We start from the raw sequence: 20,487 nt of genomic DNA, 5'->3' as shown, positions 1-20,487 counted from the left end.
CACTGGAGAACCCATGACCCTCGCCGGAAAGACCATCCTCATGTCGGGCGGCAGCCGCGGCATCGGCCTCGCGATCGCGCTGCGCGCCGCGCGGGACGGCGCGAACATCGCGCTGCTCGCCAAGACCGACACCCCGCATCCCAAGCTCGAGGGCACGGTGCACTCGGCGGCCGAGCAGATCCGCGCGGCGGGGGGTCGTGCGCTGCCGATCGTCGGCGACGTCCGCGACGACGGCGACATCACCGAGGCCGTCATGAAGACGCAGGGCGAGTTCGGCGGCATCGACATCGTCGTCAACAACGCCTCGGTCATCGACCTCTCGGGCTCGCTCGAGCTCGCCGCGAAGAAGTACGACCTCATGCAGGACGTCAACGTGCGCGGCACGTTCATGCTGTCGCGCGCGGCGCTCCCGATGCTGAAGGATGCCGCGAACCCCCACATCCTCTCGCTGTCGCCGCCCCTCAACCTCTCGCCGAAGTGGCTCGGTGCGCACACCGGCTACACCCTCGCGAAGTACGGCATGACGATGGCGACCCTCGGCATGGCGGCCGAGTTCGCGAAGGACGGCGTCGCCGCCAACACGCTGTGGCCGCAGACGACGATCGCGACGGCGGCGGTGCAGTTCGCCCTCGGCGGCGATCGGATGATGAAGGTCAGCCGCACGCCCGAGGTCTACGCCGACGCGGCGTACGAGGTGCTCTGCAAGCCGGCGCGCGAGTACACCGGGCAGACGCTCATCGTCGAGGACGTGCTGCGCGAGGCCGGCGTCACGGACTTCGCGCGCTACGCCGCGACGCCGGGCACCCCCGACGCCGAGCTGTTCCCCGACATCTTCCTCGACTGAGGTCGGCGGCCGGACGCGCGGCCGTGAACGCGCAAACGCGCCCGCGCGTCAGACCAGGCCGAGCTTCACGAACGCGTTCCACACGCCGTCGTCGAGGACGTCGGTGGTGACGTTGCCGGCGCGCTCCTTGAGGGCGGGGTCGGCGTTGCCCATGGCGACGGGCGTGCCGACGACGTCGAACATCTCGGCGTCGTTCCAGCTGTCGCCGATGCCGATCGCGTCGGCGGCGTCGAGGCCGAGGATGTCGAGCACGCGCACGATCGCCGAGCCCTTGTTCGTGCCCGCCAGTCCGATCTCCCCGTTGGACCCGCCGGGGAGGGGGATGCTGCCGGGGATGACGTGGAAGCGCTCGCCGAGGTCGGCCTGGGCCTTGTCGACGCTGTCGGAGCGCTTGCTGATGAACGTGGTCTTCGCGATGGCGTCCAGGTCCGCCTCGCCGACGGGACGGTAGGTGACGATCGGCTTCGGGTCGACGGCGTCGGTCTGCCCGAGCCGGCGCGCGTCTTCGAGGTGACGCTTGCGGCGCTCGGCGAAGTACTCGTCGAGCATCGCACCGACCCCCTCGCTCGCGTAGACGGCCTCGTTCGACTGCAGGAAGTAGTCGATGTCCTCCGCTTCGAAGTAGGCGATCAGCCGGTCGGTGTCCTCGCGCGGCATCGGGTCGGCGAACAGCAGCTCGTCGCCGCGCACCGCGTAGGCGCCGCCGTTGGTGATCGCGCCGTCGTAGCCGATCTCGCGGACTCTCTCGTGGATGTCGCCGGCGGCGCGTCCCGTGCAGAGGTAGACGAGGTGGCCGTTCTCGCGTGCCGTCCGGATCGCGGTGATCGTCGAGTCGGCGATGGCCGTTCCGTGCTCGAGGATGGTTCCGTCCACGTCCAGAAAAGCGATGCGCGTCATCCGTCCATTCTCCCGGACGCGGATGAACGCTCGGTGCGCGGGCGGGTCAGAGCTGCTTGCGGAGGAACACCTGCGCGGTGCCGTCGTCGCCGGGGACGCGCTCGCTCTCCTCGTAACCCTCGCGCTCGTAGAGGCGCAGGTTCGCCTCGCTGAGCGAGCCGGTGAACAGCTCCGCGGTCGTGGCGCCGGCCTCGCGGCCGCGCTCCTCGACCGCCGACAGCAGCGCGGTCCCGAGGCCCGAGCCCTGCTGATCGGGTGCGATCGCGATGCGGCCGATGAGGAGCAGGTCGCCGTCGACGCGGGCGCGCACGCAGCCCACCATGCGCTCGCCGTCGAGGGCGACGCATCCGAGGTTGTCCTCGAGTTCGGCGCGGACCTCGTCGAGCGTCTGCGTGAGCGGCGGCATGTCGACGGCGTCGTAGATGAGCGCCTCCTGCACGAAGGCGGCCCGCTGCAGGGTGAGCACCTCGCCCGCGTCGTCGACGGTGATGGGACGGATGCGGGCGGTGCTCATCCGTTCAGCGTAATCCGCCTTCGGCGGCCCGCGGCCGGCGGCTTAGAGTGACCGCATGCCCGATGTCGCCGCCGCGATCGCCACCCGTCCGCTCGTCGTCGACGGTGGGCTCGGGACGATGCTCGAGGCCCGCGGCCACGATCTCAGCGGAGTGCTCTGGTCGGCGGGCGTGCTGATCGACGCGCCCGGTGACGTGCGCGACGTGCACGCCGCGTTCGTCGAGGCCGGCGCCGACGTCGTCACGACGGCCTCCTACCAGCTCGGGTACGACAACCTCGCCGCGGCGGGGCGGGATGCCGCCGAGGTCGATGCGCTGCTGACCACCTCGGTCCGCCTCGCCCGCGAGGCGTCGGACGGTCGGGCGTGGGTCGCGGCATCCGTCGGTCCCTTCGGTGCCGTGCGCGCGGACGGCAGCGAGTACACCGGTGCGTACGGTCTGTCGGTGGCCGAGCTGACCGCGTGGCACCGCCGGCGCTTGCTCGCGCTCGCGGAGGCGGGGCCTGACCTGCTCGCCGTCGAGACGATCGCGTCGCCCGCCGAGGCCGAGGCGCTGGCGGCCGCGCTCGAGGGCGTCGGCATCCCGGCGTGGATCTCGCTGTCGGGCGCGAGTACGGCGTTCGAGCGCGACGACGCGCTCGCCGCTGCGCTGGCGGCCGCCGCGGCTGCGCCCGGGGCCGTCGCCGTCGGAGCGAACTGCTGCCCGCCGGCCGCGCTGACCCGCGTGCTGGACCGGATGCCGCCGACGACGCCCGCCGTCGTCTACCCGAACAGCGGCGAGGTCTGGGACGCCGCCTCGCGCTCGTGGCACGGCGACGCGACGGCCACCTTCGCCGACGTCGACGCCTGGGTGAAGGCGGGGGCACGGCTGATCGGCGGATGCTGCCGCACGACACCCGAGGACATCGCCGGCCTCGCCCGCCGGCTGAAGGAATGAGCCGCCCGGCATCCGCCCAGCCCGCCGCCGGTAGCCTGGAAGGCATGACCGAGTCCACTCCCGCGCGCCCCGAGGGCATGTCCGCCGTGCGCTCGACGACGCCCAAGCAGGTGCGTCCCGCGACCGAGGGGTGGACGCAGGCGAAGGATGCCGAAGGCCGCCCGCTCCTGCAGTTCGCGAGCCCCAAGCGGGGCAAGCCGCCGGTGCACCTCGCCGACCTCAGCCACGATCAGCGCGTCGACAAGCTGAAGGAGCTCGGGATGCCGGGCTTCCGCGCCGCGCAGCTCGAGAAGCACTATTTCCAGCACTACACCTCCGACCCCGCCCACATGACGGATCTGCCGGCGGCGAACCGCGACGAGCTCGTCGGCGGGTTGCTGCCGAACCTCATGACCGAGGTGCGCCGGCTCGAGACCGACGGCGGCGACACGATCAAGTTCCTGTGGCGCCTGCACGACGGCGCGCTCGTCGAGTCCGTGCTCATGCGGTACACCGGGCGCATCACGCTGTGCGTGTCGAGCCAGGCCGGCTGCGGCATGAACTGCCCCTTCTGCGCCACCGGCCAGGCGGGCCTCACCCGCAACATGTCGGCGGCCGAGATCGTCGACCAGGTCGTCCGCGCCAACCGCCTCATCGCCGACGGCGGACTGGGCGATCCCCGCAAGGTCGGCCACAAGGACGAGCGCGTCACGAACATCGTCTTCATGGGCATGGGGGAGCCTCTCGCCAACTACGCCCGCGTCATGCAGGCCGTTCGCACGATGGTCGACAAGAAGCACGGGCTCGGCATGAGCGCCCGCGGCATCACGGTCTCGACCGTCGGGCTCGTGCCGGCGATCCGCAAGCTGTCCGCCGAGGAGATCCCGGTCACCTTCGCACTGTCGCTGCACGCCCCCGACGACCACCTGCGCGACGAGCTGATCCCGGTCAACTCGCGCTGGAAGGTCGATGAGGCCCTCGACGCCGCGCGCGAGTACTTCGACAAGACCGGCCGTCGCGTCTCGATCGAGTATGCCCTCATCAAAGACATGAACGACCACGGCTGGCGCGCCGATCTCCTCGCCGAGAAGCTCAACGCGCGCGGTCGCGGCTGGGTGCACGTCAACCCGATCCCGCTGAACCCGACCCCCGGCTCGATCTGGACCTCGTCCGACGTCGACGTGCAGAACGAGTTCGTCCGCAGGCTCAACGACGCCGGCATCCCGACGACCCTCCGCGACACCCGCGGCAAGGAGATCGACGGCGCGTGCGGTCAGCTCGTCGCGACCGAAGAGGACCAGGCCGCGGCGGCATCCGTCTGACTCCGGAGGCGATTCCGCCGGCGGCGTAACCCTGTCAAGGCCCGCGGAGTCGACCGCGGCGCGAGAGTAGCGTCGTCGGCATGGTCAACTATCGATTCCTGGGCAACAGCGGCCTCAAGATCACCGAACTCACCTACGGCAACTGGCTCACCCACGGCTCGCAGGTCGAGAACGACGCGGCGATCGCGACGGTCCACAAGGCCCTCGACCTCGGCATCACCTCGTTCGACACCGCCGACGCCTACGCGAACACGGCGGCCGAGTCCGTCCTCGCCGAGGCGCTGAAGGGTCAGCGCCGCGAATCCCTTGAGATCTTCACGAAGGTCTACTGGCCGACCGGTCCCAAGGGGCCGAACGACCACGGTCTGTCGCGCAAGCACCTGCTCGAGGGCATCAACGGTTCGCTGAAGCGGCTGAACACCGACTACGTCGACCTCTACCAGGCGCACCGCTACGACTACGAGACCCCGCTCGAGGAGACGATGCAGGCCTTCGCCGACATCGTCCGTCAGGGCAAGGCGCTCTACATCGGCGTCAGCGAGTGGACTGCCGAGCAGCTGCGCGCCGGGCACGCGCTGGCGAAGGAGCTCGGCTTCCAGCTCATCTCGAACCAGCCGCAGTACTCCGCGCTGTGGCGGGTCATCGAGGGCAAGGTCGTCCCGACCTCTGCGGAGCTCGGCATCTCGCAGATCGTCTGGTCGCCGCTGGCGCAGGGCGTCCTGACGGGCAAGTACCAGCCCGGTCAGCCGGCGCCCGAGGGTTCGCGCGCGACGGACGAGAAGGGCGGATCCGACATGATCAAGCGCTTCATGAAGGACGAGACCCTCACCGCGGTGCAGAAGCTGCAGCCGATCGCCGAGGGCGCGGGCATCACGATGCCGCAGCTCGCCCTCGCGTGGGTGCTGCACAACCCGAACATCGCCGCGGCGATCATCGGGGCGTCGCGTCCCGAGCAGCTCGAGGACACCGTGAAGGCCTCGGGGATCGAGCTCGACGACGACACGTACGCCGCGATCAACGAGGCGCTGGCGCCGGTGGCGGTCACCGACCCGGAGGAGACGTACTCCGTCTCGCCGAAGTCCCGTCTGATCTGACGAGCGCCGCCTGTCCGTGGCCACGCAGAGCGCCGGCATCCTGCTCTACCGTCTCGACGGTGGGGGCGGGGTGTCGGCGTTCGTCGCTCACATGGGCGGGCCGTACTGGGCGTCGAAGGACGAGGGTGCCTGGTCGGTCCCGAAGGGTGAACTCGAGGACGGCGAAGAGGCGTTGGATGCCGCGAAGCGGGAGTTCCGCGAGGAGCTCGGGGTCGCCCCTCCCGAGGCCGACTACGCCGAGCTCGGCACGTTCGCGTACTCGTCGGGCAAGCGGGTGACAGTGTTCGTCGCCGACGGTGCGGGCTTCGAGGCGGAGGGGTTCGTGTTCGGTGAGTTCGAGATGGAGTGGCCGCCGCGATCGGGTCGGACGGCATCCTTCCCCGAGGTCGACCGCGCCGAATGGATGCCGCTGGATCGCGCGCGCGAGCGGGTCGTGAAGGGGCAGCGGCCGGCGTTCGATCGGCTGGCCGAACTGCTGAGCGCCGCGGACACCTGACGGCCGCGGCAACAACCGCGGAGCATTCGCGGGGGTCGCGGGTCGGAACCGGTTGCGGAGCTCGACCTCGGCGAAGACTCCGCGGTCCGTGCCCGCACCGGCGCGCGGGTTAGCGCTTCTTCTTGGGCGCCTCGGACACGTCGAGCCTCTCGTGCAGGCCGCCGAGCGACGACCACGCCGATTCCTTGCCGGATGCCGCGTGCTCGGCGCCGCGCACGGCGCGCTCGTCGGCCCACTCGTTGAGGACGTGACCGCGGTGTCCGCGGACGTGCTCGAGGACGACGTCGGGAAGGCCCGCGGCGCGGCGAGCGTCGCGCGCGGTGATCAGCTGCTCGAGCAGGTCGACGTTCTTCGTGGGCGCGCCGGTGGACGTCTTCCAGCCGCGGCGGCGGTGACCGTCCATCCATTTCTCGTACGTGTCGATGGCGTACGTGGAGTCGGCCTGCACGACGAGCTCACGGACATCCGCATGGTCCTCGATCGCCTTGAGGAGGCCCATCAGCTCGCCGACGTTGTTCGTGCCCTGGATGATCGAGCCCGCCGCCCAGTGGCCGTCCTCGCCGACCCACGCCCAGCCCGTCGGTCCGGGATTGCCCTTGCAGGCGCCGTCGGTGGCCACGACATAGCGGGAGGATTCGGTCACCCGACCACGCTACCCGCGCGCGGCACGATGGCCGCGCGCGGGTAGCGGATCACGGGCGGAGCAGAACCTTGCCGACGCGGCCGGCGATCAGGCTGGCACGGGCGGCGTCGCGCGCCTGCTCGAGCGGGAACGTCGCCGACACCGGCAGGGTCAGGACGCCGGACGAGAGGTGCTGGGCGAGTTCGCCGAAGAGCCGGCCGCGCCCCTCGGCATCCATCTCGGTGCTCACCTTGCTTCCCCAGAAGCCCTTGATCGTGATGTGGCGGAAGATGACCGGGCCCGACGCAAGCTGCATGACGGGAGCGTCCATCGCGCCGAAGACGACGAGCGTGGCGTTCTCGCCGAGGAGCGAGAGGACGTGGCCGCTCGACTCGCCGCCGACGGAGTCGACGCCGGCGATGATGTGGGCGCCGCCGGTGATCTCGGCGACCTTGTCGCGCCAGTCGTCGGTGTCGACGGCGACGACGCGGTCGATGCCCTGCTCGGCGAGCTCGGTGACGGCGGCGCTGCGGCGGACGAGGCCGAGGATGTTGAGGCCGCGGACACGACCCATCTGCGCGACCATGCGGCCGACGGCGCCGTTCGCGGCGTTCTGCACGATCCAGTCGCCCGGCTTCACGTCGAGGAAGTCGATGAGGCTGATGGCGCTGAACGGCATGGAGACGAGCTGAGCGGCCTGCTCGTCGGGAAGGCCCTCGGGAACGGGGATGAGAGTCGCAGCGCGGGCGATGAACTGCTCGGCCCACACGCCGAAGGTGCCGCCGGTGGCGATGCGCTGGCCGACCTGCAGGTTCTCGACGCCCTCACCGAGCTCCTCGACGACACCGACGGCCTCGGTGCCCGAACGGGCGGGGAGTTCGGGCTTGAAGCCGTAGGTGCCGCGGATGGTCCACAGGTCGTGGTTGTGGATCGGCGAGGCGAGAAGCCGCACCCGGACCTCTCCCGCACCGGGGGTGGGGTCGGGGAGCTCCGTGGTCTCGAGGACGTCGGTCGGTTCGCCGAAGACGGGGTGGGTGACTGCGCGCATGTTCTCCTCCAAGGCGTCATTTTGTAACGATTGGTCTAATATAGTACCGACGGCTGAGAGGGGCATCCATGGGACGCACGGCGACATTCGACCGCGACGACGTCGTCCGTGCTTCCCGCGACGTCTTCTGGGCGCGCGGGTACGCCGAGACCGGTGTGGCGGAACTCGAAGCGGCGACGGGGCTCAAGCGCTCGAGCATCTATCACGCGTTCGGCAGCAAGAAGGGGCTGTTCGAGGCCGTCGTCGCGCGGTACCTCGACGAGGTCGTACGTTCTCGAATCGGGCGCCTGCAGCAGCCGGATGCCGGTACCGAGGCCCTCGCGCTGTACATCGCCGAGATGCGGGCCGCGATCGCGAGCGGAACTCCGCGGGCCCAGGCGGGATGCCTGCTGCTCAACGCCGCATGCGCGCCCGTCGTCGACGACGACCCCGACGTGCGCGCGCTCGTCACGGCGTACACCGATGAGCTCCGTGCCGCGATCGCCGCGGGTGTGGATTCCGCGCGGCCGGAGATCTCGGCAGCCTCGCGCGCGGCTCTCTCGGAGGTCTGTGCGTCGCTGGTGATCGCCGCGCTCGCCGTGGCGAGGGTGGATCCGGATGCCGCTGATCGCAGCCTCGGCGCGGTCCTCACGGCTGTCGCGTCGTGGGATGTCGGCGTGACGCCTGTGTATACATAAGGCGGGAATCCACTGCGTCAACGCCTCCACCCAGGCCCACTGTGCATACACTGAGATCATGACGGATGCACCCGCGCGGTACGCCGGGGTCCGCGCGTACGAGACGCTGCTGCGCGAGATCCAGGACGGGACGCTGCCTCCCGGGGCCGTTCTGGCCGAGGTCGAGCAGGCCGCACGACTCGGCGTGAGCCGGACGCCGCTCCGCGAGGCACTTCGCCGGCTCGCCGCCGACGGGCTCGTCGAGCAGGCGTCCCCGCGGGTCACCGTCGTCGCCGGCATCGACGCCTCCGATATCGAGGCCCTGTTCGCCGTGCGCCGCGCGCTCGAGGAGACCGCGGCCCGGTTGGCGGCCCGAGCGGGCGATCGCTCCGTCTTCGCTGCGCTCGCCGCCGAGTTCGCAGCGACGCAGGCGTCGGGCGGAGCGGCATCCGACGCCGACGCCTACTACGCGCTCATCGCCCGCTTCGACGCCGAGCTCGACGCCGCCGTCCGCAACGACTACCTCACCTCGGCGCTGCGCACCGTCCGCACTCACCTCGTGCGCGTGCGGCGCCTGGCTCGCGACAACCCCGAACGCCTCGCCGCCTCGGTCGCCGAGCACCGCCTCATCGCGGGCGCGATCGCCGCCGGTGACGGCGACCTCGCCGCCCACGCGACGCACGTGCACCTGCACAACGCGCTCGCCTCGATCCTCGACTCCCTGTCCGACACCCCGGAGGAACCGACATGACCGTCACCCACCACGTCCGCGTCTACCGCAGCGACGAGCCGCTGCCCCGCGAGGAGCAGCTCGCCCACAAGATCGCGCAGGTCGCCGTCGACCCGGTCCCCGTCGAGGACGACGTCGTCGACATGATCGTGAACCGGGTCATCGACAACGCGGCGGTGGCCGCGGCATCCCTCACCCGTCGTCCCGTCAGCGCAGCCCGTTCGCAGGCGCTGTCGCACCCGGTGTCGACGGGCGGCTACGGCGGCACGGTGTTCGGCGTGCCGAACGAGACGCGCACGAGCCCGGAGTGGGCGGCGTGGGCCAACGGCGTCGCCGTCCGCGAACTCGACTACCACGACACGTTCCTGGCGGCGGAGTACTCGCACCCGGGCGACAACATCCCCGCGATCCTCGCGGTCGCGCAGCACGTCGGCGCCGACGGGGCAGCCCTGGTCCGCGGGCTCGCGACCGGGTACGAGATCCAGGTCGACCTCGTCCGGGCGATCAGCCTGCACAAGCACAAGATCGATCACGTCGCGCACCTCGGTCCGTCGGCCGCCGCCGGCATCGGAACCCTCCTCGGCCTCGATGTCGACACGATCTCCCAGGCCGTCGCCCAGGCGCTCCACACCACCACGGCGACCCGGCAGTCGCGGAAGGGCGAGATCTCGACGTGGAAGGCGCACGCCCCCGCCTTCGCCGGGAAGATGGCGGTCGAAGCCGTCGACCGCGCGATGCGCGGCGAGACCTCGCCGTCGCCGATCTACGAAGGTGAGGACGGCGTCATCGCCTGGCTCCTCGACGGCAAGGACGCCGCCTACGAGGTGCCGCTCCCCGCCGCCGGCGAGCCGAAGCGCGGCATCCTCGACACGTACACGAAGGAGCACTCGGCCGAGTACCAGGCGCAGGCCTGGATCGACCTCGCCCGCAGGCTCGGCACCGAGCGCCCCGAGCTGCGCGACCCCGCCAACATCACCTCGATCGTCCTGCACACGAGCCACCACACGCACTACGTGATCGGCTCGGGCGCCGGCGACCCGCAAAAGTACGACCCCGCGGCATCCCGCGAAACGCTCGACCACTCGATCCCGTACATCTTCGCGGTCGCGCTGCAGGACGGCGGATGGCACCACGTCGACTCGTACACCCCCGCGCGCGCCGGCCGCCCCGACACCGTCGCCCTGTGGCACAAGGTCACGACCGCCGAGGATGCCGAGTGGACGCGCCGCTACCACTCGGAGGACCCCGCCGAGAAGGCGTTCGGCGGTCGCGTCGAGATCACCCTCGCCGACGGCTCCACCGTCGTCGACGAGATCGCCGTGGCCGACGCCCACCCGCTGGGCGCCCGGCCGTTCGCCCGCGAGGACTACATCCGCAAGTTCCGGCTGCTGGCCGAGCCCGTGCTCGAGCCCGCCGAGATCGAGCGGTTCCTCGCGCTCGTGCAGCGCCTGCCCGAGCTGACGCCCGACGAGGTGCGGCAGCTGAACATCGTCGGGAAGGCGGGCCTGCTGGCATCCGCTCCCGCCCCGAAGGGCCTGTTCTGATGCTGTACAGCCAGACCCCGGCCGCCGAGAAGCGGCGCCTGTTCCGCGAGCGGCTCGCCTCGGGTGAGCTGCTGCGGTTTCCCGGCGCGTTCAACCCGCTGTCGGCGCGGCTCATCGAACGCAAGGGCTTCGAGGGCGTCTACATCTCGGGCGCGGTGCTGTCGGCCGACCTGGGGCTGCCCGACATCGGCCTCACCACCCTCACCGAGGTCGCCGGCCGCGGCCAGCAGATCGCCCGGATGACGGAGCTGCCGGCGATCATCGACGCCGACACCGGGTTCGGCGAGCCGATGAACGTTGCCCGCACGATCCAGACCCTCGAAGACGCGGGCCTTGCCGGCACGCACATCGAGGACCAGGTCAACCCGAAGCGGTGCGGGCACCTCGACGGCAAGGCCGTCGTCGACGAAGACACCGCGGTCAAGCGCATCCGGGCCGCCGTCGACGCTCGCCGCGACCCGAACTTCCTCATCATGGCGCGCACCGACATCCGTGCGGCAGAGGGCATGGATGCCGCAGTCGACCGCGCGAAGGCGCTCGTCGACGCGGGGGCCGACGCCGTCTTTCCCGAGGCGATGCGCACCCTCGAAGAGTTCGAGGCAATGGCATCCGCCCTCGACGTGCCGATCCTGGCGAACATGACCGAGTTCGGCAAGAGCGACCTGTTCTCCACCTCCCAACTGCGCGATGCGGGCGTGAACATCGTCATCTGGCCGGTGTCGATGCTGCGGATCGCGATGGGTGCGACCGGGCGTGCGCTCGATACGCTGACCGAAGAGGGGCACCTGACCTCGCAGTTGGACCAGATGCAGCACCGTGCCGACCTGTACGACCTCATCGACTACGAGGACTACAACCACTTCGACACGAACATCTTCAACTTCCACATCTCCCGGTGACGCGAAGGAGCACACCATGACCGACATCAAGAAGGGTCTCGCTGGCGTCATCGCCGACGAGACCGCCGTCTCCAAGGTCAACCCTGAGACCAACTCGCTGCTGTACCGCGGCTACCCGGTGCAGGAGCTCGCCGCGACGCAGTCGTTCGAGGCTGTCGCCTACCTGCTGTGGCACGGCGAACTGCCGACGGCCGATCAGCTCGGCGAACTGCGCGCGATCGAACGTGCGAACCGGGCGCTGTCGGAGTCGGTCGTGGCGCTCATCGACGAGCTTCCCGTCGATGCGCACCCGATGGACGAGGTGCGCACAGTTGTGAGTGCCATCGGCGCGACCGAGACCGCCGGCATCCTCAACGTGCTCGATGCTGCAGGCACCCACGCCGAGAATCTCGACCGCAGCATGCGGCTGTTCGCGGTGTTGCCGGCGATCGTCGCGTACGGCCAGCGTCGTCGCCGCGGCGAGGCGATGATCGAGCCGCGCGAAGACCTCGACTATGCGGCGAACTTCCTCTGGATGACCTTCGGCGAAGAGCCCGATCCGGTCGTCGTCGACGCGTTCAACCGCTCGATGATCCTGTACGCCGAGCACTCGTTCAATGCGTCGACGTTCACCGCGCGCGTCATCACGTCGACCCTCAGCGACCTGTACTCCGCGGTCGTCGGTGCGATCGGCGCCCTGAAGGGGCCGCTGCACGGCGGTGCCAACGAGGCCGTGCTGCACATCTTCGACGAGATCGGATCCGCCGAGAACGTCGTGCCCTGGCTCGACGAGGCGCTCGCCGCCAAGCGCAAGATCATGGGCTTCGGCCACCGCGTGTACAAGAAGGGCGACTCGCGCGTGCCGACGATGAAGAAGGCCCTCGACACGCTCGTCGAGCACTACGACCGGCCCGAGGTCGCCGCCCTCTACGACACCCTCGAGTCAGAGTTCGTGCAGCGCAAGGGCATCTACCCGAACCTCGACTACCCCTCGGGTCCGGCGTACAACCTCATCGGGTTCGACACGCTCACCTTCACGCCGCTGTTCATCGCGGCGCGCGTGACCGGCTGGACGGCGCACGTCATGGAGCAGCAGGCATCGAACGCGCTCATCCGCCCGCTGTCGGCCTACAACGGTCCCGACGAGCGCCACATCGACGGGTACGTGCCCGATGCCGCCGACCTCGAAGCGCTCGAGCGCGCCGAAGAGGCGGGCTGAGTCATGCTCCGCACCGCCGTCATCGTCGACGCGGTCCGCACCCCGTCGGGGCGCGGCAAGCCCGGCGGTGCGCTGAGTGAGGTGCACCCGGTCGACCTCGCGGCGTACACGCTGCGGGCCGTCCTCGAGCGCAACGGGCTCGAGTCCGATCAGATCGACGACGTGCTGCTGGGCTGCGTCAGCCAGGTCGGCGAGCAGACGTTCAACATCGCGCGGCAGGCGGTGCTGGCTGCGGGGTTCGACGAGTCGGTTCCCGGTACGACGATCGACCGGCAGTGCGGGTCGAGCCAGCAGGCCGCGCATTTCGCGGCCCAGGGCGTGATCGCGGGGCAGTACGACATCGTCATCGCGGGCGGCGTCGAGTCGATGAGTCGCGTGCCGCTGGGTGTTTCGGCATCCGTCGCGGGGTCGCCCTTCTCGGAGGCGATGCTGGAGCGCTACCCCGAGGGGCTCGTGAATCAGGGAGTCTCGGCCGAGCTGATCGCGCAGCGGTGGGGCTTCGACCGTGAGACCCTCGACGCATTCGCCGCGCAGTCGCACGCGCGCGCCGCCGCGGCGCACGAGGCCGGCGCATTCGCGCGCGAACTCCTGCCGATGGCCGGCGTGGAGGCCGACGAGACCGTCCGCGCGGGCACGACGGCTGAGAAGCTCGCGGGCCTTCCGGCGTCGTTCCGCACCGATGCGATGGCCGCGCGGTTCCCCGATCTCGATTGGCGGATCACGCCCGGCAACTCGTCGCCGCTGACTGACGGCGCATCGGCGGTGCTCATCATGAGCGAGGAGAAGGCGAACGAACTGGGCCTCACCCCGCGGGCTCGATTTCACGCCTTCTCGGTCGTCGGCGATGATCCGCTGCTCATGCTGACGGGGCCGATCCCGGCGACCCGCCGCATCTTGGAGCGCAGCGGCCTCTCGATCGACGATCTCGACGCCTACGAGGTGAACGAGGCGTTCGCGCCGGTGCCGCTCGCGTGGACGGCGGAGGTCGGCGCCGATCCTGCGAAGCTGAACCCGTGGGGTGGGGCCATCGCGCTCGGCCACGCCCTCGGCTCGTCGGGGACCCGCCTGCTCGGCACGATGCTGGCCTACCTGGAGGCGACCGGCGGCCGGTACGGCCTGCAGGCGATGTGCGAGGGCGGCGGCATGGCCAACGCCACGATCATCGAACGTCTCTGACCTCGCCCGCGGGGTCGTTCGCGGCCACGCTCCGGCCGCACGGTGAGATTTCGCTCATCCATCGTTGCAAGCGTTTGCGCACTCGGGCTCGAACCCGCTAACGTCTGCGGTACCCCGGGCACATTGCTGTGCCGTCGCACATCCAGGAGCGCTCGTGTCACAGCCGACCCCCGCCCCCCTCCGCCGCGCAGCTGCCGCCGCGGTCTCAGCCACGCTCGTCGTCTCGGGTGGCATCGTCCTCGCGGCGACGCCGGTGGCTGCCGCCGATCACACGTATGCGATCGTCGGCAGCCTGCAGGACGAGCTCGGCTGCTCCGCCGATTGGCAGCCCGAGTGCGCCGCGACCGAACTGGTCGAGACGGAGACTGCGGGCGTCTTCGCGGCGGAGTTCGAGGTGCCCGCGGGCACCTACGAGTACAAGGTCGCACTCGACGACACCTGGGATGTCTCCTACGGCCTCGACGGCGGCGGCGACAACATTCCGTTGACGATCGCTGGCGATGCGACGCTACGCTTCGTCTTCGATTCCGCGACGAACCGCGTCGGGCTCGAAGCGACGGGCCTCGCGGGCGGCTACGAAGACGCCGATGCGGCACTGCTGGCAGACCCGGTGCGCCAGGCGGGCGACGGCGAGCAGTTCTACTTCGTCATGACCGACCGCTTCGCCAACGGCGACACGTCGAACGACGAGGGCGGCCTCACCGGCGACCGCCTCGCGACCGGCTTCGACCCCACAGACAAGGGCTTCTTCAACGGTGGTGACCTGGCCGGTCTCCACGAGAACCTCGACTACATCGAAGGTCTCGGCACGACCGCCATCTGGCTGACCCCGAGCTTCAAGAACAAGCCCGTGCAGGGCACCGGAGCCGACGCCAGCGCCGGCTACCACGGCTACTGGGTGACCGACTTCACGCAGATCGACCCGCACCTGGGCACGAACGCCGAACTCGAGGCGCTCATCGCCGACGCCCATGACCGCGGCATCAAGGTCTACTTCGACATCATCACCAACCACACCGCCGACGTCATCTCGTACGAAGAGGGCGAGTACGCCTACATCGACCAGGCGACGTCTCCGTACACCGATGCCGACGGCACCGCGTTCGACCCGGGCGATTACGCCGGCACGGGAGACTTCCCCGCACTCGACGCCGCGACCTCGTTCCCGTACACGCCCCAGGTCGACGAGAGCGAAGCAGACGTCAAGGTGCCGGCGTGGCTCAACGACGTGACGCTGTACCACAACCGCGGTGACTCGACCTACAGCGGTGAGTCCACCACCTACGGTGACTTCTCGGGCCTCGATGACCTGATGACCGAGCACCCCGACGTCGTCAGCGGGTTCGTCGACGTGTACCAGGACTGGATCGACCTCGGCATCGACGGCTTCCGCATCGACACCGCCAAGCACGTGAACTTCGAGTTCTGGCAGGAGTGGTCCACCGAGGTGCTCGACTACGCGCACGCCGCGGGCAAGCCGGACTTCTTCATGTTCGGCGAGGTCTACGACGCCGACCCGGCGCTGCTGTCGCCCTACGTGCGCAAGACCGACATGAGCTCGGTGCTCGACTTCGCGTTCCAGTCGGCGGCGACGAGCTTCGCCAAGGGCGGCAAGTCGACCGTGCTGCAGAACCTGTTCGCAGGCGACGACCGCTACACGACGCCCGACTCGTCGGCGACCGCCCTGCCGACCTTCCTCGGCAACCACGATATGGGCCGCATCGGCTACTACCTGAAGGATGCTGACAACGCCGAGGCGCGCGACCTCCTGGCCCACGACCTCATGTTCCTCACCCGCGGTCAGCCGGTCGTCTACTACGGCGACGAGCAGGGCTTCACCGGTGTTTCGCCCGGCAACGACAAGAGCGCCCGCCAGACGCTGTTCGCCAGCCAGGTCGAGGAGTACCAGAACCAGACGCTCATTGATGGCGAGACCGTCGGCTCGGTCGACCGGTTCGACACCGACACGTCGATCTACACCCGCATCGCCGAGCTGTCGCAGCTGCGCGAGCAGCATCCCGCGCTCGTTGACGGCGCGCAGATCGAACGCCTCGCGGGCGACGGCGTGTACGCCTTCTCGCGGGTCGACCGCGACGAGCAGGTCGAGTACCTCGTCGCGCTCAACAACACCGACAGCGAGAAGACGGTCGACGTCACGACGCTGACGGCCGACGCCTCGTTCAGCCCTGTCTACGGCGGCGGCGCTGCGACCGAGTCGGGTGCGGATGCCATCGCATCCGTCACCGTGCCCGCACTGGGTGCGGTCGTGCTGCGGGCCGACGCGACCGTCACGGCGCCCGAGGCCGCGGCCGAGCTGGCCGTGACCGTGCCCGAGGCAGGTGCCGGGCTCAGCGGTTCGGTGGCCGTCGCCGCGACCGCCGACCAGGCCTGGCGCGAGACCAGCTTCTCGTGGCGCGTCGTCGGCGACGACGAGTGGACGCCGCTGGGCACTGCCGAAGACACCGAGCCCCGCGTCTTCCACGACGTCGACGGCCTGACCGCGGGCACGCTCGTCGAGTACCGAGCCGTGTCGACGGATGCCGCGGGCAACCGCTCGGCCGCCTCGACCTACGCATCGGTCGGCAACCGCGTCGCCGTCGCGGCCGAGGCCGAAGAGCCGGAAGAGCCCGAAGAGGTCACGAACTACGACGCCGTCAGCATTCCCGGCAGCCTCAACTCCGAGATGGGCTGCGCCGGCGACTGGGCGCCCGATTGCGACCAGGCGCAGATGACCCTCGTCGACGGCATCTGGACCCTCACGGTCGACCTGCCCGCGGGTGACTACGAATACAAGGTCGCCACCGAGCGCAGCTGGGACGAGAACTACGGCGCCGGCGGCGTCGCGGGCGGTTCGAACCTCGCGCTCAGCCACGAAGGCGGCCCCATCACGTTCTACTTCGACCCGCGCACCAAACTCGTGCAGTCGACCGCAGACGGCCCCATCGTCACCCTGCCCGGTTCGTTCCAGGCATCGCTCGGCTGCGCCGGCGACTGGGCGCCCGACTGCCTGCGCAGTCTCATGTTCGACGGCGACGGTGACGGCGTCTACGAGTTCTCGACCAGCAGCATCCCGACCGGCTCCTACGAGCTGAAGGTCGCGCACGGACTCAGCTGGACCGAGAACTATGGCCAGGACGGTGCGCGTGACGGCGTGAACATCGCGTTCAGCGCCACCGAGGGCAAGCGTGTCGTGTTCCGCTACACCCTCGAGACCCACGTGCTCGAGATCGAGGTCGCCGACCCGCCGCTGGAGGGTATCGGCGAGTCGCGCGCGCACTGGATCGACGCAGACACCATCGCCTGGCCCGCCGACCTCGGCGAGGGCACGGCGTGGCAGCTGTACGGCTCGCAGGCGGCCGAACTGGCGATCGCCGACGGCGATGTCGCGGGCGGCGAGCCGGTCGAGCTGACCGTCGTCGACGGCGGTCTGAGCGACGAGCAGAAGGAGCGCTTCCCGGCGCTGGCGTCGTACACGGCGCTGCGCGTCGACGGGCTCGACCGTGCCGCCGTCGCCGAACTGCTGCGCGGCCAGCTGATGGTCGCCCAGCGCGCCGACGACGGTTCGCTCACCGCCTTCACGGGCGTGCAGGTGCCGGGGGTGCTCGACGACCTCTACGCCGACGCCGTCGCCGACACCGACCTTGGTGTCACGTTCAAGGGCAACAAGCCCACCTTCCGCCTGTGGGCCCCGACCGCGCAGCAGGCGACCCTGCTCACGTGGGACGCCGGATCCGAGGGCGACCCGCAGCGCCACGAAGCCGCCTTCGATGCCGCATCGGGTGTGTGGGCTGTCGCGGGCAAGAACGCGCTGAAGGGCGACGAGTACCGCTGGGAGGTCGTCGTATACGCGCCGTCGACGGGTGCGATCGAGACGAACGAGGTCACCGACCCGTACTCGCTGGGTCTCACCGAGAACTCGGTGCGCTCGGTCGCGATCGACCTCGACGACAAGGCGTGGCAGCCGCAGCAGTGGCGCAAGACCGAGTCGCCCGAGGTGGCCCGTCCGGTTGACCGTGCGATCTACGAGCTCCACATCCGCGACTTCTCGATCACCGACGAGACGGTGCCCGAGGAAGAGCGCGGCACGTACCTGGCCTTTACGCGCGACAGCGCCGGAACCGAGCAGCTGCGCGAGCTGGTGGATGCCGGCATCAACACGGTGCACCTGCTTCCCTCGTTCGACATCGCGACGATCGAAGAGAACCGCGCCGCGCAGGCGACCCCCGACTGCGACCTGGCCTCGATGGCGCCCGACAGCGACCAGCAGCAGGCGTGCGTCGAAGCAGTCGTGGATGCCGACGGCTTCAACTGGGGCTACGACCCGTACCACTTCTCGACCCCCGAGGGCTCGTACGCGACCGACCCCGAGGGCGGGGCGCGCGTGGGCGAGTTCCGCTCGATGGTGGGTGCGCTGCACGACATGGGCCTGCAGGTCGTGCTCGACCAGGTCTTCAACCACACGGCGCAGTCCGGTCAGGGTGAGAAGTCGGTGCTCGACCAGATCGTGCCGGGCTACTACCACCGCCTCAACGCCGCCGGCGCCGTCGAGACCTCGACGTGCTGCGAGAACGTGGCGACCGAGCACAAGGTGGCCGAGAAGCTCATGGTCGACTCCGTGGTCACGTGGGCACGCGACTACAAGGTCGACGGTTTCCGGTTCGACCTCATGGGGCACCACTCGAAGGAGAACATGCTCGCCGTCCGCGAGGCGCTCGACGAGCTGACGCTCAAGAAGGACGGCGTCGACGGTTCGCAGATCTACCTGTACGGCGAGGGCTGGGACTTCGGCGAGGTCGCCGGCGGCGCACTGTTCGAGCAGGCGACGCAGGGCAACCTCGGCGGCACCGGCATCGGCACCTTCAGCGACCGGCTGCGCGACGCCGTGCACGGCGGCAGCCCGGTCGACAGCGGGTCGACGTTCGTACAGGGCTTCGGCACCGGCCGCGGCACCGACCCCAACGGCGACCCGATCAACGGCACGGCCGAAGAGGCGCTCGAGGCGCTCGGTCACCAGACCGATCTGGTCAAGCTGGGTCTTGCCGGCAACCTCAGCGGGTTCTCGCTGACCGATCACACCGGCGCCGAGAAGACGGGCGCAGAGCTCGACTACAACGGCCAGTCGGCCGGCTACGCCGATCAGCCCGACGAGGTCATCACCTACGTCGACGCGCACGACAACGAGACGCTGTACGACCTGTCGGTGCTCAAGCTTCCGCGCGAGACCTCGATGGCCGACCGTGTGCGCATGAACACGCTGTCGCTGGCGACCGCGACCCTGTCGCAGACCCCGTCGTTCTGGCACGCGGGCACCGAGCTGCTCCGCTCGAAGTCGCTCGACCGCAACAGCTACAACTCGGGAGACTGGTTCAACCGCATCGACTGGACCGGGCAGGAGTCGACCTTCGGGTCGGGTCTGCCGCGCGAGGCCGACAACGGCGAGAAGTGGTCGATCATGCAGCCGCTGCTGGCCGACCCGGCGCTGAAGCCCGCGGCATCCGACATCGCCACGGCCGAGGCGCAGGCCCTCGACCTGCTGCGCGTGCGCTCCGAGGTGGGGCTGCTGCGTCTGGGATCGGCCGACCTCATCGGTCAGAAGGTGTCGTTCCCGAACAGCGGCACCGCCGCCACCCCGGGTGTCGTCGTGATGCAGATCGACGACACCGTAGGTGTCGATGTGGATGCCGAACTCGACGGCGCACTCGTGGTCTTCAACGCGTCGCCCGAGGCGACGACGCAGCAGATCGACGCGCTCGCCGGTCGCGAGTTCGCCCTCACCCCGGCGCTCGCCGGTGGCAGCGACGACGTCGTGCGCGAGACCGAGTGGGCGACCGCTTCGGGCACGATCACGGTGCCCGCGCGGACCGTCGCGGTGCTCGTCGAGAAGGATGCCGACGGCTCCAGCGACGGCGGCGATGGTGATGGCGACGGCGACGGCGACGGTTCTGGCGATGGCGAGGGTTCTGGCGATGGCGACGGTTCTGGCGACGGCGACGGCGCGTGGGCGTCGATCGACGTCGGCTCGGGTGTCGTCGAGCAGGGCGGCACGCTTCAGGTGACCGTCTCCGGTCTCACGCCCGGCCAGCAGATCGAGGCGACGCTGAACAGCGACCCGATCGTCGTCACCGGCATCCCCGCCGCAGACGCCGACGGTCGTGTGACGTTCGCGATCGACATCCCCGACGACTTCGAAGTCGGCGATCACACCCTCATCGTGCGCACGGCCGGCGAATCGCCGCTCAGCGCCGCGGTCGAGGTCGTCGAGGCGGGCAGCCTCGCCTCGACGGGTGGCTCGTTCCCGGTCGGCTTCGTCGTCGTCATCGGCGCCGCACTGGTCGCGTTCGGCCTCGTCACACAGTTCCGCCGCCGACCCCGGGTCGACGCGGCGGCTTGAACCCCTTGCCGGGTCGCGGGTGTGTCGTCCCCGCGGCCCGGCGATGGTTGACTGACGGCATGTCTGCGAGCACGCCCGACGGCTACGAGCCCTTCGCGTGGCGCGCGACGAAGTCGGGCGAGATCCACGTCTACCGCCGCGGC

The 20,487-nt window shown here is 70.0% G+C and carries 16 protein-coding genes; 12 read left to right on the top strand and 4 right to left on the bottom strand.

All coding sequences use genetic code 11. The annotated features are described in order from the left end of the window. The first annotated feature begins 13 nt into the window (after positions 1 to 13). The gene (locus tag Q9S36_RS17385) at positions 14 to 844 is read left to right on the top strand and encodes an NAD(P)-dependent oxidoreductase (protein WP_311286215.1); all 831 of its coding nucleotides are present in this window, start codon (positions 14 to 16) and stop codon (positions 842 to 844) included. 48 nt (positions 845 to 892) lie between these two features. On the opposite strand, the gene Q9S36_RS17380 is transcribed toward Q9S36_RS17385, so the two are convergent. Together Q9S36_RS17380 and Q9S36_RS17375 are read right to left on the bottom strand one after the other, a co-directional pair. Continuing rightward, positions 893 to 1,741, bottom strand: coding sequence for a Cof-type HAD-IIB family hydrolase (locus Q9S36_RS17380; RefSeq protein WP_311286214.1), 849 nt, complete (start codon positions 1,739 to 1,741; stop codon positions 893 to 895). A gap of 46 nt (positions 1,742 to 1,787) precedes the next feature. Then, the gene (locus Q9S36_RS17375) at positions 1,788 to 2,255 is read right to left on the bottom strand and encodes a GNAT family N-acetyltransferase (RefSeq protein ID WP_253035262.1); all 468 of its coding nucleotides are present in this window, start codon (positions 2,253 to 2,255) and stop codon (positions 1,788 to 1,790) included. 55 nt (positions 2,256 to 2,310) lie between these two features. On the opposite strand from Q9S36_RS17375, the gene mmuM reads away from it, so the two are divergent. The 4 genes from mmuM (at position 2,311) to Q9S36_RS17355 (ending at position 6,080) form a co-directional block, all read left to right on the top strand. Beyond that, on the top strand, positions 2,311 to 3,189 hold the full coding sequence (mmuM, locus tag Q9S36_RS17370) for a homocysteine S-methyltransferase (RefSeq protein WP_311286213.1): 879 nt from the start codon (positions 2,311 to 2,313) through the stop codon (positions 3,187 to 3,189). A 44-nt stretch (positions 3,190 to 3,233) separates the two neighbouring features. Next, positions 3,234 to 4,490, top strand: a complete 1,257-nt coding sequence (rlmN, locus tag Q9S36_RS17365; RefSeq protein WP_396653792.1) for a 23S rRNA (adenine(2503)-C(2))-methyltransferase RlmN — start codon at positions 3,234 to 3,236, stop codon at positions 4,488 to 4,490. Between the two features lie 80 nt (positions 4,491 to 4,570). Then, a complete protein-coding gene (locus Q9S36_RS17360; protein ID WP_217532468.1) occupies positions 4,571 to 5,584 on the top strand; it encodes an aldo/keto reductase family protein in 1,014 nt (337 codons plus the stop codon). Positions 5,585 to 5,600: 16 nt separating this feature from the next. Further along, entirely contained in the window at positions 5,601 to 6,080 is a 480-nt protein-coding gene (locus tag Q9S36_RS17355; RefSeq protein WP_311286212.1) for an NUDIX domain-containing protein, read from the top strand. Between the two features lie 109 nt (positions 6,081 to 6,189). Here Q9S36_RS17355 and Q9S36_RS17350 read toward each other — a convergent pair whose 3' ends face one another. Continuing rightward, positions 6,190 to 6,723 (bottom strand): ribonuclease H, encoded by a 534-nt coding sequence (locus Q9S36_RS17350; protein WP_311286211.1) that lies wholly within the window; start codon positions 6,721 to 6,723, stop codon positions 6,190 to 6,192. A gap of 49 nt (positions 6,724 to 6,772) precedes the next feature. Beyond that, entirely contained in the window at positions 6,773 to 7,750 is a 978-nt protein-coding gene (locus tag Q9S36_RS17345) for a zinc-binding dehydrogenase (protein ID WP_311286210.1), read from the bottom strand. 68 nt (positions 7,751 to 7,818) lie between these two features. Between Q9S36_RS17345 and Q9S36_RS17340 the strand changes: the two genes are divergently transcribed. From Q9S36_RS17340 to pulA, 7 genes are all read left to right on the top strand, one after another. Next, positions 7,819 to 8,427 (top strand): TetR/AcrR family transcriptional regulator, encoded by a 609-nt coding sequence (locus Q9S36_RS17340; protein ID WP_311286209.1) that lies wholly within the window; start codon positions 7,819 to 7,821, stop codon positions 8,425 to 8,427. 58 nt (positions 8,428 to 8,485) lie between these two features. Next, positions 8,486 to 9,157, top strand: coding sequence for a GntR family transcriptional regulator (locus Q9S36_RS17335; protein WP_311286208.1), 672 nt, complete (start codon positions 8,486 to 8,488; stop codon positions 9,155 to 9,157). Next, a complete protein-coding gene (locus Q9S36_RS17330) occupies positions 9,154 to 10,680 on the top strand; it encodes an MmgE/PrpD family protein (protein WP_311286207.1) in 1,527 nt (508 codons plus the stop codon). The genes Q9S36_RS17335 and Q9S36_RS17330 overlap by 4 nt, the downstream gene beginning before the upstream one ends. Then, entirely contained in the window at positions 10,680 to 11,579 is a 900-nt protein-coding gene (gene prpB / locus Q9S36_RS17325; RefSeq protein WP_311286206.1) for a methylisocitrate lyase, read from the top strand. The genes Q9S36_RS17330 and prpB overlap by 1 nt, the downstream gene beginning before the upstream one ends. A 16-nt stretch (positions 11,580 to 11,595) precedes the next feature. Continuing rightward, complete coding sequence (locus Q9S36_RS17320) at positions 11,596 to 12,777, top strand: bifunctional 2-methylcitrate synthase/citrate synthase (RefSeq protein ID WP_311286205.1); 1,182 nt, start codon at positions 11,596 to 11,598, stop codon at positions 12,775 to 12,777. A gap of 3 nt (positions 12,778 to 12,780) precedes the next feature. After that, entirely contained in the window at positions 12,781 to 13,953 is a 1,173-nt protein-coding gene (locus tag Q9S36_RS17315) for an acetyl-CoA C-acyltransferase (RefSeq protein ID WP_311286204.1), read from the top strand. Between the two features lie 154 nt (positions 13,954 to 14,107). Beyond that, the gene (gene pulA, locus Q9S36_RS17310; protein ID WP_311286203.1) at positions 14,108 to 20,344 is read left to right on the top strand and encodes a pullulanase-type alpha-1,6-glucosidase; all 6,237 of its coding nucleotides are present in this window, start codon (positions 14,108 to 14,110) and stop codon (positions 20,342 to 20,344) included. The last annotated feature ends 143 nt before the right edge of the window (positions 20,345 to 20,487 follow it).

This window comes from Microbacterium sp. ARD31 (assembly GCF_031844425.1).
This window is presented reverse-complemented; position numbering and strand designations above follow the sequence as displayed.

Excerpts from the sequence above, each read along its gene's own strand:
- Q9S36_RS17385 (WP_311286215.1), top strand. The coding sequence starts at position 14 with ATGACCCTCGCCGGAAAGACCATCCTCATGTCGGGCGGCAGCCGCGGC.
- Q9S36_RS17380 (WP_311286214.1), bottom strand. The coding sequence starts at position 1,741 with ATGACGCGCATCGCTTTTCTGGACGTGGACGGAACCATCCTCGAGCAC.
- Q9S36_RS17375 (WP_253035262.1), bottom strand. The coding sequence starts at position 2,255 with ATGAGCACCGCCCGCATCCGTCCCATCACCGTCGACGACGCGGGCGAG.
- mmuM (WP_311286213.1), top strand. The coding sequence starts at position 2,311 with ATGCCCGATGTCGCCGCCGCGATCGCCACCCGTCCGCTCGTCGTCGAC.
- rlmN (WP_396653792.1), top strand. The coding sequence starts at position 3,234 with ATGACCGAGTCCACTCCCGCGCGCCCCGAGGGCATGTCCGCCGTGCGC.
- Q9S36_RS17360 (WP_217532468.1), top strand. The coding sequence starts at position 4,571 with ATGGTCAACTATCGATTCCTGGGCAACAGCGGCCTCAAGATCACCGAA.
- Q9S36_RS17345 (WP_311286210.1), bottom strand. The coding sequence starts at position 7,750 with ATGCGCGCAGTCACCCACCCCGTCTTCGGCGAACCGACCGACGTCCTC.
- Q9S36_RS17340 (WP_311286209.1), top strand. The coding sequence starts at position 7,819 with ATGGGACGCACGGCGACATTCGACCGCGACGACGTCGTCCGTGCTTCC.
- Q9S36_RS17335 (WP_311286208.1), top strand. The coding sequence starts at position 8,486 with ATGACGGATGCACCCGCGCGGTACGCCGGGGTCCGCGCGTACGAGACG.
- Q9S36_RS17330 (WP_311286207.1), top strand. The coding sequence starts at position 9,154 with ATGACCGTCACCCACCACGTCCGCGTCTACCGCAGCGACGAGCCGCTG.
- prpB (WP_311286206.1), top strand. The coding sequence starts at position 10,680 with ATGCTGTACAGCCAGACCCCGGCCGCCGAGAAGCGGCGCCTGTTCCGC.
- Q9S36_RS17320 (WP_311286205.1), top strand. The coding sequence starts at position 11,596 with ATGACCGACATCAAGAAGGGTCTCGCTGGCGTCATCGCCGACGAGACC.
- Q9S36_RS17315 (WP_311286204.1), top strand. The coding sequence starts at position 12,781 with ATGCTCCGCACCGCCGTCATCGTCGACGCGGTCCGCACCCCGTCGGGG.